The organism is Rhodococcus globerulus NBRC 14531, assembly GCF_001894805.1.
In the GTDB taxonomy this organism is placed as follows: Bacteria; Actinomycetota; Actinomycetes; order Mycobacteriales; family Mycobacteriaceae; genus Rhodococcus_F; species Rhodococcus_F globerula.
Map to the genome: position 1 here is coordinate 81,304 of NZ_BCWX01000006.1, position 13,413 is coordinate 94,716.

6 protein-coding genes are annotated in these 13,413 nt (G+C 57.7%); 4 read left to right on the plus strand and 2 right to left on the minus strand.

Annotation, left to right across the window (positions count from 1 at the left end):
• Nucleotides 1-87 precede the first annotated feature (87 nt).
• The 3 genes from RG2_RS26060 (at nt 88) to RG2_RS26075 (ending at nt 9,718) form a co-directional block, all read left to right on the plus strand.
• Entirely contained in the window at nt 88-3,504 is a 3,417-nt protein-coding gene (locus tag RG2_RS26060; protein WP_230590320.1) for a hypothetical protein, read from the plus strand.
• The gene (locus RG2_RS26065) at nt 3,497-8,431 is read left to right on the plus strand and encodes a DEAD/DEAH box helicase (RefSeq protein ID WP_033236016.1); all 4,935 of its coding nucleotides are present in this window, start codon (nt 3,497-3,499) and stop codon (nt 8,429-8,431) included. Before RG2_RS26060 ends, RG2_RS26065 begins: the two co-directional genes overlap by 8 nt.
• Before the next feature lie 582 nt (nt 8,432-9,013).
• The gene (locus RG2_RS26075) at nt 9,014-9,718 is read left to right on the plus strand and encodes a hypothetical protein (RefSeq protein WP_033236018.1); all 705 of its coding nucleotides are present in this window, start codon (nt 9,014-9,016) and stop codon (nt 9,716-9,718) included.
• Between the two features lie 431 nt (nt 9,719-10,149).
• Here RG2_RS26075 and RG2_RS26080 read toward each other — a convergent pair whose 3' ends face one another.
• Together RG2_RS26080 and RG2_RS26085 are read right to left on the minus strand one after the other, a co-directional pair.
• Nucleotides 10,150-10,920, minus strand: coding sequence for an 8-oxoguanine DNA glycosylase OGG fold protein (locus RG2_RS26080; RefSeq protein WP_033236019.1), 771 nt, complete (start codon nt 10,918-10,920; stop codon nt 10,150-10,152).
• A 198-nt stretch (nt 10,921-11,118) separates the two neighbouring features.
• Nucleotides 11,119-11,718, minus strand: coding sequence for a T3SS (YopN, CesT) and YbjN peptide-binding chaperone 1 (locus RG2_RS26085; protein WP_033236020.1), 600 nt, complete (start codon nt 11,716-11,718; stop codon nt 11,119-11,121).
• Nucleotides 11,719-12,092: 374 nt separating this feature from the next.
• On the opposite strand from RG2_RS26085, the gene RG2_RS26090 reads away from it, so the two are divergent.
• On the plus strand, nt 12,093-13,349 hold the full coding sequence (locus RG2_RS26090) for a plasmid pRiA4b ORF-3 family protein (RefSeq protein ID WP_051730675.1): 1,257 nt from the start codon (nt 12,093-12,095) through the stop codon (nt 13,347-13,349).
• Nucleotides 13,350-13,413: the final 64 nt, after the last annotated feature.

Here is a 13,413-nt window from a genome sequence, read left to right on the forward strand (position 1 = left end):
AACAAATCCGGCTTCAATCGTGGTGATTGTCGGTGGGTAGTGGCATTGTGCGTCTGCTCAACCGAATTGAGAAAGAGGTGAGAACCGGTGGGGGACCCGTCGTTTCTGGAAAACTGGCTGAGTGACGAGGAATTTCGCCTCAGTCGTTTGCTGGAGAAGGTTTCCCTTGTCATCGAAACCAACCTCAGTGAAGATGAAGTCCGGCGAGCTCAAGGCTTCTACGGTAAGCGCGCCGAAGGCATGCTTCGGCGAGGTTTTTCGCACGCAGACGTAATCAAGAAGTACCCTGCACTCACCCTCACGATTCTGGTCGGACATGCCGCGCTGGCATACGAGCAGGGGCGCTACTGGGAGGATTTCTGGGACGAACTCGGCCTCGATCGTGACCCCAACTTCGAGAATGTGCTTCGTGCCCAACTTCGCACACTCTTCAAGCGCTACCAGCTTGCCGAGTTCGAGGATCTAGGGAACGACTACGTTCGGCTGCTCACCCTGCATGCCGGAGTGCCGACGTATTGCCTGGGCGACTTGGTCGGAATCATCGGGTCCCACCTTGTGGGCGGCAGGGATGCGTCTGGAGCGTCCCTAGTCGAATGGCTCAATGAACCCGGCAAGCAGTCACGAATGAATCCGTTGGACGTTCCTGTCCGGAACTTCATTCTTCGCGGCGGTGATTTTTCGCTCGATATATTGGACCGGATCTTCGAGTTCGTCGAATACACCATTTCCCAACCGGATTCGTGGGACGAGCTGACACTCGATACGTCGACAACAGGCTTACCCACGATGATGCTGGATGGGCTCATCGATCATCTGCGAGACCACCCCATCGGAGGCGTTTCATCTGGAAACGCGTCGTCGATACGGCGTCGCCGCAAACCGACACTGGTGTACGACCTGCAGGACGATCAGGTCTTTGTGTCCATTCCATACCCCACCGATGAACCGGAGGTGGCGTGGCGCGTGTCCTTCGACGGTGACACGCGTGAGGTTTACGCGGAGCGTGGTTGGGGCGTAAGCGGGGATCAGGAACACCCACCGACGTTGGTGCCGGTAGGTTCGCCGATTCGCACTATTCAGCTGAAGCACCATCCGAGCAATGAAAGCCACCGGCTGCCGGTCGTAGACAAACGGGATCCGTTGATTCTGTTTGCAGCGGATGGTCGTTGGATCCAGCAACGTGCAACTCTGCCCAAGGGGCAGGTGATCGCGCTCTTTCCCCGAGATGCACAGCTTGTTGACGCGGTCACTGACAGCCCGATCGAATTAGGGGTCGAACCAAGTGCACCCGTCGGCTGGCAAGGTTGGACGACGGCTTTCGTTGATCTGACCGAACATCACTCCATTCGCCTTGCGAGGACGCAGACGGCCGAAACTGGCGTCGCACGAAGTGTGAGGAACTCCGCCTCGCCGACCTTCGCATTCGGTGAGTCCATTCTCGGATTGAAGGCACTCAATGGTTTGACCGTCTACTCAACCCGTCCCGAAATCACGTTGCCTGCCCACCACAGTGCAGCCACAGTTTCCTGGCGGGTGCGCGTTCGCAGAGAAGGCGAGACTGCTTGGTTGGTGGACGAGGAGTGGATCACGGAGGCTGAGACAACCTCGCTGGATCCGTTCTCCGACAACACGTCCTCGCTGCTAGGACTTTTCGAGATAGCTGTAACCGGTCCACTCGGATCAGACATTCGTCAGAAGGTATTTCTGGCCGAAGACCTCGCGATTTCATTCGACCGCGATTTCCGGTACCCAGTGGTGGGCGGCCTATCACCGATAACCGCCACCGCTGACAGCGTCGGAAAACTCGAAGTCGATCGGGTACAAGTGAGCTTCGACGTCGCGACGCGAGACGCCGAGATTCGTGTGAGCGATGAGAGTCGCAGCTTCCGTTTGGTGATGACACCTCCCTACGTGGAGATGCGATTGGACCCAGTCGGGAAGCCTGCACAGTGGCGTACTTCCGTGCAGGTCCTCACCCCGGGCGACTTGGAGGACTACTCCGTAATCGCTGCACGAATCCCTGGAGATGTCTCTGTCTCCTTCGCGCTGCTCTCGCACAATGGCGACCTGCTTCAAGAGGTCACTCCGGATGTACCGTCCGACAACACGTTTCAAGTCCTCTCGCGTACATTTGTCGACGCGGTTCGGACGGCTACGGGAGACTGTCGTATCGCGGCACTGGTAGACGATTCCGACGGCACGACAACGAGTGTGGCACTTGCCAATATTCGGCCGGCGGAACTGTGCAGCGGAATCGCCGTCGTCGATGGAACGTTGATCTTCGAGGATCTTGCAGCCGAGGACGACCTCGCGATCTATTTGTGGTCGACAACAGCGCCCTGGCTACCGATGCGAACGCTCGAAATCAGTGAAGGCCGAGTTGTACTGCCGGCGGAACTCGTGGATGCCGGGCCTCTCCTGGGGCAGGTCTTCGTCGACGATCCATGGGTGACTATCACTCCGCCGCGCTGGCCGGACTCCTCAGCAATCAGAATCGAACAGCGTGGGTGGGTTCGTGACGCCAACGGAACCCGGGACAAGTTGGCTCGGTTCCTTGCTGGAGAAGGCTCGCCGCCCACCTCGGGATTAGCGATGCCGGAGACCTGGGCCGCACTTGCGATGCTGCGCGAAGATGCAGAAGACGTCGCAACGCAGAGATTGCGTGCGGCACTTGTTCGCATTCTCGCGATCCACCCTCGGTCTGCCTTGGAAGCGTTGGGTAGCAGCACCATTCCTGCCGAGGAGATGGTGGCACTGCTGATCCGGACAGGTCTCGTGAATCGAAGCTTCAGCGCCGAGTACACGCTCAATGATCTCCACACCAACCCGTGGGTCGGTTCGATGGTTGAAATCGCTGACCTTCCGTCCTTGTTCGAACGGCGTGGTGCTGTCGGGGAGGAGCGGGCCGAAACAATCTCCTATCTCTCCGAGCAGTGCGGTCCGGTGCTGTTCGAGGTATTGCGAGGCAGCTCAGAGGCTCTGAATTCAGGGTACTTCGATCTGAATGTCGCACGCGTACACTCGCTTTCCAAGCCCGCGGTCGACAAGATGTTCGAGCAATTCCGGCTAGTTCCCGGAGCTCTGCTCGATCTCGATACCCGTGTGGACGCAACAATCGATGCCTTTCACCGCCGAGGCGAGTGGATGTCATCTGGAGCACATCAGATGCTCGCCTCGGAATCGTTGAAGTCGCTGCGTTTGGTTCGACAATCGTCGAAGGCGATCTACAACGTCATCTCATCCCGAAGTGAGGCATTGGACGGAGTCGACACAGTGACGCATCCGTGGATGCTGTTGTCGATGCAATCTCTGACGCTCGCAGCACTTGCACGGCTGGATGCCCACGGAATGCTCGCATACTCCCCATTGACGACGGGGTTGATGGAAGCCTGGGCACGTATGGCGTGGCTGTGCCCGAAACTCGTTATGACTGACCTGCTGATCGCTGAAGCGCTGGTGACTTATGCCCATTGTGGGGACTTGATCGGAGTGGAAAATGAGTGATCGTCTAGACCCGCTGGAAACCGGGCACCAGATCGAAGACGGGTACAAACGCTATCTCAAGACACTCCTAGCGCCGAGTGATCCTGCGATCGCGCACGCGTTCTCCGGCGCTATTGACAACACAGATCTGTTGACCAAGGGGCCATTGCTCGAGCTGACACCGCCGTACGCGGCAGGCAGCACTTTGCAGGAGATGGTCAACGACGGCGTGCTGCACCCGGAATTCGTGGGGATCAACAGCCGCGTCGTCCCTTTGGATCGACCTCTGTACGTGCATCAGGAGACAGCGATCCGCAAAGTTGTGGCTGGGCGCAACCTCGTCGTCTCGACCGGTACGGGTTCTGGCAAGACAGAGAGTTTTCTGCTTCCCATCCTGAATTCGCTGATTGTGGAGCGTGCGGCAGGGACATTGGGACCAGGAGTGCGGGCATTGCTGCTCTACCCGATGAACGCGCTCGCGAATGACCAGCTCGGGCGTCTCCGCGAGATGTTGAAGGTGCTGCCAGACATCACTTTCGGACGTTATACCGGCGAGACGCAGGAAACTGCAGCAAGAGCGGAATCCCTGTACAAAGCCACGAACCCAGGGCAGGAGCGACTGCCCAACGAACTGCTCAGCCGTCAGGAAATGCGCGAGAACCCGCCCAACATCCTGCTGACCAACTACGCGATGCTCGAATACCTGTTGCTGCGTCCGACCGATCTTGATCTATTCGACGGTCCGCACGCGGGAACGTGGCGATTCATCGCACTCGACGAGGCGCACGTATACGACGGTGCACAAGGCTCGGAAATCGCGTTGCTCTTGCGGCGACTCCGCCAACGAGTATCTGCAGGAAATGATTTGCAGTGCATCGCCACCTCAGCATCTCTGGACGGTGATCCAGCGGAAGCAATGACGTTTGCACGCAATCTGTTTGACGCCCCATTCGAGTTTGTCGACGGAGATGCCAACCGTCAAGATTTAGTCCGAGCGACGCGTCAAGCGCGAGCGGCCACGCCAACATGGAAGATGACAGACGAAGAGCTCTTCGAATGGGCTGCCGCTGACGGTGACCTCACGAAACTCGAGACCAAGACGTCTTCAGGCGATGCTGCGGACGCATTGCATAGTGAATACCGGATCGCTGAACTTCAAACGCACCTACGGGCTGAAGACGGTGAAGCGATTGGCTTACCTGTCGCCGCACAGGACTTGAAAAGTCGCCTCTGGCCGCATGATTCTGCGGCCGAAGCGAAGCTGGAAGCGCTTGTTGCGCTTGGAAGCAAAGTTCACGACGCCTCTGGCAATCCTGTGTTGTCGGCCCGGTATCACATGTTTGTGCGTGCTACTGAAGGCGCTTTCATCAGCTTTGCTGACGAAGGTCCGAAGGTGATGCTTGGCCGTCACGAAATCGATCCGGAAACCAGCCGTGCAGTATTCGAGTTCGGTACCTGCCAACGTTGTGGTGCTGTCCACTTGGCGGGTGAAGTGGAGAACCGACAGCGCCAGCAGTTCTTCATCCCGCCAAAGGACGATTCATCTGTGCGCTGGCTTGTGCTGGCAGATGGAGACTCCGACAGCACAGTGGACGAGGACGAAGCGACCTTGTCCGACGAGGAGGCCAAGGAAGAGCCAGGTATTCGGTACCTGTGTACAGGATGCGGTCATCTCGGTGATACTGACGCAGGCTGCGGTCATTTGGACTGCCCCGGGGGCGCGGTGCGTCGTGTACGAGAACACAAGTTTGCGACCAGAGTAATGAGTCAATGTACCGAGTGCGGTGCCCGCGCAAGGCAAGTGATTCGCCGTCTGCGAACTGACACAAATGCTGCTCCGGCTGTGATCACCACCGCGCTGTACCAACAGCTACCACCAGCAACGGATTCGACGGTCGAAGAGGTTGGTGAGGGTCGCAAGCTGCTGATGTTCTCGGACTCGCGGCAGTCTGCAGCCTTTGCGGCGCCGTATCTCGAACGAACCTACGGACGATTGCTTGAACGTCGGTATCTCACTCAAGCATTGCAAGATAAGAAGTACGAGGACGACGATCTCACGGTCGAAGACTTGGCGTTGGTGGTCCGCAAGAAGGCTAAGGACGCCAGCCACTTTCCCGAGAATGCCGGTCGTGTGGCCATGGAGAAAGCCGCCAACGAGTGGGTGGTCGGCGAACTCATGACTATGGACCAACGACAGTCGTTGGAAGGGCTCGGACTGATGCGTGTCTCGCTGGCACGTTCGAAGAAGATAGCGCTTCCAAAGGCATTCGGTCGACTCGGACTCACAGAGGATGAGAGCTGGGGCCTACTCGATGAACTGGTAAAGACCGCCAGGCTTCAGGGCGTCATGAACCTGCTCGACGAGGTCGACATCAAGAGCGAGCGATTCGAGCCGCGAAATATGCGGATTCGCATGCGGCTGATGGAATCCGACCGAACCAGGAAGGTCCTCAGTTGGCTGCCCAGTGGCCGTGCAGGTACGACGAACAACCGTGTGAAGTTTGTCGACAAGGTTCTTCGCGCGGTGGGCGTCGATGCGCCTGTGGAGAAGGTTCTTGATGGGTGTTGGCGTTTCTTGCTCGATGCCGGCTACATCTCACCTGAGAGTGACAAGTTCGCAGCCGACGTTTTTCAGATCAATCACGCCAAACTGTGCGTTCACAACGGTCTTGATGTCGACTGGTATCGCTGCGATGCATGCCGCCGCGTGACGGCGTTCAGTGTGCGGGGCGTGTGCTCAAACAGCAGCTGCCCAGGGACGTTGGAGTCGTATGTGATTCCGTCCGTCGAAGCTGACAGTAACCACTACCGCAACATCTACCGGACTCTCAATGCTGCGCCGATGTCGGCGATGGAGCACACCGCACAGTGGGATGCCAAGGAAGCAGCCACTATCCAGAAAGACTTCATCGACGGCAGAGTCAACGTTCTGTCATGTTCGACGACATTCGAGCTCGGTGTTGATGTGGGCGACCTTCAATCCGTCGTCATGCGGAACATGCCGCCGAAGACCTCCAACTATGTTCAGCGGGCCGGTCGAGCTGGTCGACGAGCGGCTTCGGCGGCATTGGTCGTGACATACGCCAACCGCAACTCTCATGACCTGGCGAAATACCAGAGCCCTGAATCCATGATCGCAGGGAAGATGCGTATCCCGTGGGTGCCTATCGAGAACGAACGAATCGGCCGTCGGCATGCACATTCAGTTGCTCTGTCCGCATTCTTCCGGTATGCGTTCCAATCGGGCGGGACCACGTGGAAGTATGCCGGAGAGTTCTTTACCCCACCTGAGGCGCAACAGGATTCGCCAGCATCGACGGTGCGTGCATTCCTCACTCCGGTCCCTGCGGAGATCAAGGATGCATTGCGTCAGGTCTTGCCGCTGGAAATCCAGGAGGAGATCGGCGTCGAGACCAACGCGTGGGTCGAGTACTTGGACAAGCTGCTTACGCTGGCTGAGGAAGACGTTCGAGAAGACCTGAAGGTCTTCCGGCAACTGATCGACGATGCGAAAGAGGTTGACCAACTTGGCTTGGCCAACAAGCTGTTGAAAACCCTTCGGACAATCGAGAATCGTCAGTTGCTGGGATTTCTCGCGAACAAGAACATCCTGCCGAAGTACGGATTCCCTGTTGACACAGTCGAACTGCGTACCCTGCACTGCCAGGAGCCAATCGGCAGCAAGCTGGAGCTGTCGCGCGACCTGAGCCAGGCGATCTACGACTACGCGCCTGGCAACCAAGTTGTTGCGGGCGGCAAAGTCTGGACGTCACGTGGGTTACATAAGCTTCCCAAGAGAGAACTCGACGAGCTCAAGTACAGGGTGTGTCGCAACTGTGCTCGGTTCCAATGCGGTCGCGAACTCGATGTCGATGAGAGGTGCCCTAGCTGCGATGCTCAGTTCGACAAGATTCGCTCCTTCGTGATTCCCGAATACGGGTTTGTTGCGGATCGCGAAGCGCACGATGTTGGTACGGTGCCGCCTGAACGGCGTTGGCACGGAGCAAGTTATGTCGAAAATGTAGGCGACCAAATCGATATCTTCACATGGAACTCTACGGGCGGAATGGAAGTATCCGCGCGGGCTGGAACGAGAGCCACGTTGGCAGTCATCTCAGACGGTGATGGCGGCGGCTTCTACATCTGCGATTGGTGCGGGTGGGGTAAACCGGTTGGCGGAAAGCTCTCGAGTCGGAAGCATGAACGGCCGCATACTGGTCAAGCGTGTGATGGCCCACTTCGAGTTGTTTCGCTTGCACATCGATACCAGACCGACGTTGCCGAGTTCACGTTCGCGGACGTTGCCTACAGCAAGGAAAGCGAAGCACAGTGGATGTCGGTGCTTTACGCACTCTTGGAAGGCGCGTCCGAAGCACTCGAGATCAGCCGAGACGATATTGACGGAACGTTGTCGTGGAGCGCCGACGGGCGACGAAGCATCGTACTGTTCGACACCGTCCCGGCAGGTGCGGGTGCAGCGAAGAAGATCGCCGAGAACCTCGGTTCTGTTCTGGAAGGAGCCGTTGAACGCGTCCAGTCATGCGAATGCGGCGAAGAAACTTCTTGCTACGGATGTCTTCGTTCGTACAGAAACGCACGACACCATGAAAAGCTCTCGAGGAGAGGCGCTCTGGCGATCTTCCGACACCTACAGATCGACGGTGCGGATTCCACTGGCGCATGGGGGCAGGATCTAGAAGGGACTTCAGCGTCAGTTTCCGAGTTGTTGTTGGCACTCGCTTTGCTCGGGGTTCATAAGCCGGAGATGGGAATCGAAATGGGCGACATCGGGTGGCCTGTCGAAGCAGTATGGCGCCAACCTGCCGTCGTCTTGGTTGAGGGAAACGATGGAGAGCGTGACACCTGGCTCAAGGACGATGGCTTTGTAGTGGTTCATGCGGAGGAAACGAACGCAGACCTGCTGGTCGGGATGCTCGCGCGAAACTAGGTGGGACCGAGCTCTCGCGACAATTGGTCGTAGATGAGCGTGCTTCCTGATGACTGCGTAATCGGGAGTGGAGGTTCGGCGATCGGGGTTGGCACAGGCGCCCCGATCGCCGGGAACGATTCGAGCAACACAGCGATCAAGCGTTCTGCCATCTGCTGATCCAACTGAATGGATTGGCTGCTCTTCGGTGAAGACTTGCGATGGTCCGAACCGAACGTGCTGAGATGGACGAGCCGCGCTCCAGACTCGTCGTCAACCAGGTTATAAAAGCAGTCAACCTCGCTACTGTGTGCACGAATCGACTGTGTCCCGGGCTCAATGGTGCGAATGCGTGCCATGTCCGAATCGTATCGAGTATCCTTCCCTAGTCCCAATCGGTTGCTCTCCGAAGTGCGTGAAAGTGAAATCGATACGTCGAGCTATGTCGATGACATCGAAATCATTGTCGGTATTAGCGTGTAAGTTCGGTGCTCGAAGGCATGCAGGCCTGAATCTCCAGAACGTGAACCGTGTTCGGTACGAGGAGATCACCCTGTTGCTTTGAAGAATCCCTGATCGCCCGCATCTTAGGATCGAAGGTAAATGAAGACAGTCGTCATTGTTGCAGTCATCGTCGTGATTGTTTCGGGTTTGGTGATTTGGAAGTATCTCGAGAAGCAGAAGTTCGATGCGCTGTCTCCAGAGGTTCAGCAGGCCCTTACGCTCACGAAAGATCGAAAGAAGTCGTACAAACGAAAGGCAAAAGAATACGATCAACGAGTGAAGGTGGCTCAGCTAACGCTAGACGCCTTGAAGGACCAAAAGGGGCGTCGTTTGAAGAATGTTGGCGGTGTGGTGCTCTTTGAGAGGTGGATAGAAACCCCACAAGGCTCCGGTTCGATCATTGGTGTCAAGGCAACTGCAGCCGATGAGTCGAGCATCAAGCAGCGGCTCACAGCGACCAGGATCGTGGCGCTGGGGGTCTTCGCGCTCGCGGCACCGAAGAAAAGTGGCGGAGGAAACGCGTACGTAGTGGTTGATGGCCCGAAGGTCTCTGGAGTCGCGACAATTTCGGGGAAGAGCAACACGAATGCGGGTCCTGACGCATTCGCTTTTGCAGCTGCTGTCAACAACGCGGCGCGAGCGGAAGAGATTGCAGCCTCCACGAGGCCCCGAGACATCGAATGCGCGAGTAAGGCACTCACACAGGCGAGTGATAACGCCGATCTAGTGCGAGAGAAGGACCTGTACTCTGCGGCGATTGACGCATTGCCTGCCGAGCTGGCTCAGTCTTTCGCGCGCCCGTAGTAGTGGAATAGCGACGCTGGGATTAAGTGCGGCGGCGTATCTTGGGTCTCAATTTCTGCTATTCGCCTTCCGAACCGGCTGTATGTGGGGGTTCGAGGTGTGTTAAAACTGCGGACTTCTTGTCAAACGAGGCTTCAGCATTAGCGTATTCGAGGAAGCTTCGGGATTTCCGGGTGAATACGCGGCCCGTTGGAAGCATGTCAATTTCGGCACGGCGAACTGACCAGGGAAGATTCGTGATCCGCGACTTTCCTCGAGCTCGTATTCCGCAATCTGTATGGTTATGACTTCTTGTACGTACAACCTGACAACGTTTGGGCATCACTCTGCTTGCTAGATGCCGACTCGTTGTTTTGTCGGCTGTCGCATTGCGGTTTGCGTGCTATTGCTTGCTGCTCAGACCGGCGCAGTCCGTGCGGTGATGACGGAAGTCAGAACAACATCGGTATTGCGCTTCCGCGCTGCCGAGCCTCGTGAACCCGAGCATTCCAGCGCTTGATCAGCCACATTTCGATCAGCTCGGGGCGGGTTTGGGCAGTGGTTGCCCACGAACTGAGCAGTTGGTTGTAGCGGTGGTACCTGCGAAGTGTGAAACCGCTGACCGATGGATCTTCCAGCCAGCCTTCGTGAATCAGGGTCGAGACACCGAATTGGTCGATCAACTGGGCACGGCCACCTGCCTCTGATACTTCCGCTGCCCACATGAATGCAGCAAGGAGGGAAACTCCAACGCCAGGTGTCACCGGCCACCCTGACCAGGTGCCGCGGTGGATGGCTGGCAACGTGCGAGTTTTCAAGCAGTAATCGAGGATGGACTTGATCGGCTGTAGCGGATCCTCGCCCTTCGCGATTGGTGCGCCGAATACGTCGGGAAATCGGCGTTTGAAGCGACGTCCTCGGTGAGCGCTTTGCCACGCCGCGCAGAGAAATAGCAGTCCGAGACCGTCGTGGGTCGCGATAATGAGTTCGCTGCCAGGCCGAAGGTCATTTCGCTGTACGGTTGCTATTCCCTCGGTGACGATTTTTCCATCGTCGTTTCGACCGCGTAGCTGAATCTCGTGCTCGGAATCGCGCAGGTGGGAGTTCCACCAGTCGAGGTCGACGCTGGCTTCGTCGTCGAGGATATGCAGATCGTAAGTTCTTGCCTGGCACCAGTGAACGCATGCCTCTGGCGGTTCGAATCCAGCGTCTTCGATCGGCATGTGGCGATCCTGGCACGTTTCGCGGCTGTTGTGGTGTAGCCGCGCTTGCACTTCACGGTATTGACTGAATTAGCGTTCGCCGTGAAGGTTGGATTCTGTCGCTTCCGGCAGTCCCGAGAAGCGACGACAAACGTCAACGCGCGTACACCCCTGCAATCGCAGAGATGCACGCGCGCAATATAAGTCGTGGGGTGCGGGCTACTTGCCGGGCGTCGACACGACTGCTTTGATATCGATCTCGCTGTCAGGTGCGTCATCGCCGCAATCGCAGTCACAATCGTCGCCGCAGCCACCGGTGTTGCATTCGCCGGCGTAACTGTCGTCATCTTCGTCGCAGTCGAGGGTGCCGCCGAAGGACTCTGCAAAATCGTCGTCGAGCTCGTGAGTGAAGGCGTGAACCTCGTCGACCAGGTTGAGGAGATGCTGCGGGGCGAAGGGGTCCGCATCAAGCATCGTCGAGACCAGCAGGTGGTCGCCGCTGAAGGCGAAGCGCAGGCGCGGCCATTCCTGTGCGAGTTCGATCAGCTGGGTTGCAGCATGGGCGGGATTACCGAGACCCGTGAGGACCGAGGACCAGACGTTGATCTGGGGGCCGTCATCCGCGACCGTCACGTAAACGACAAACCCGTGAACCGGCACGACAATGTCGCCGTCATCGTCGGTGTCGGGCTCGCTGCCCAGCAGTTCGGCGAGGGTCTGAACGCACAGGCGAACCAATTCGTCGCGCTCGTCCGTCACTAGGGCAATGGCGCCGTTGATGTGGAGGGGCTGGTCGGCGGTCGTGTCGTGGTCGCTCATGGATCCTCATGTTCTGTGCCAGTCCGAGCAGGCGCTTGGCACTGTTTTCGTGCGGTGGGTGTCAGGTCTACGGTAGTCGGCGCACACTCTTGTCCGCTTAGTGGATCATCCAATAGTGTCCCTTTCGACGGGCGCTGAGTAGAACTTCGCCGGCGCAGAGCGACGTGACTCGAGTCCCGACAAATCCGGCAGCTTTGTGGCAGTGAGTATCTCGGCTTGTCGGTAGGTAGATCTAGTCTCCACAAATGACGGGTCAGCGAGTTCGACGAGCTTCACATCTGCGTTTGGTGCCTGCATTTCAAGCGGCACAAACCGTCCGTACGCCGAGGCAGATGCGGAATCAGCGTCGACGGCCGGAGGTGGCGAACTTTGTCATGCGGATCGAACTTGATTGCGTCGCGCCACCCATTTGGCGAAGGTTCTCGGTGCCGTCGAATATCGAACTCGACCAATTGCATTCGATCATCCAGGCGGTCATGGGATGGGGTGATCAACACGCACATCAGTGGGTGAGCGTCCATCATTCAACGAGCAATGGCCCAGATCGGTATATCGCGCGAGAGGCGATCGAGCGCGATGGATATCAGGAAGACGAGTTTGGTGAGGACGAAGTCCGGATCGACGAGGCGGTCACCGGGGTAGGGGACTACGTCCGATACGAGTACAACGTCCGCGCGAGGTGGAGCCACACGTTGGTTCTCGAGCAGATTGTCGAAGACCAGCCGATTTCTGCGCCATCCTGTCTTGATGGCGCGAGAGCGTGCCCGCCGGAGGATTCTGGCGGTCCGGTCGGGTATCTCGAGTTCCTGAACGCGCAGGTGAGTACCGGGCTGTTCGATCCCGAACGTTTTGTTCTCACAGAGTCCAATGCGGCAGTCACCACTGCAGTGGCACTGCATAAGTCACCGCCTGTGGGCAGCTCGCTGTTCGAGACGTTCTTACGCCGTATGTCGGTTCATTCCGCGCCGAAACTGTTTGCCGCAGTTGCCAAAGCGGAGCTAAGTGGTGGGTATGACAACTACTTCGAGACGATGCGTGAGGGAGCAACCCGCCAGTTGCTGTGGCTGCTGAACTCCGCGCGAGGCGGTGGGATTGTGTTGACGTCGTCCGGGTCACTGCCTCCGGACCTTGGTGCGTCTGCCCGAGACGAACTCGATTGGGACAGTGAGTGGATCGATGCCGCGGTAGGGAGTGACTCGCAATTAGCAGTACTTGTTGAGATCGCCAAGACCCTGAGATTGGTCCGGAAACTCCGAGGCACTTTGATTCTGACTCGACTCGGCGCGTCAGTTCTAGCGTATGAAGGCGAGCTGTGGCGCCACATCGTGATGACCATGCCGTTGGGAAAGGGCGAGCTGGCGCAGGAAGCCGGCCGAATTCTGTTCCTTACGTTGGCTGCCGGCTTGTCGGAGTCCGAACGTAGTGAAGTGATGATCGAAGGACTCACGGCATTGGGTTGGTCGACAACAGACGGAACACTCCTCGGCGACGACGATTGGACGTGGATGGTGAGAGACACTCTCCTGTACCTGCGAATGATCGGGGCGATTGTCTCCAATCCGTTGGACCAGCATGTTTCCGCCGATCCTGAGTGGGGCCGACGTTTTGCCCGGATGGTTCTGTCTAAATAATTACCCGATCGAATCGACCGTCGATATCAATCGATGCAGAGTTGTTATATGTGCTGGAAGCGCA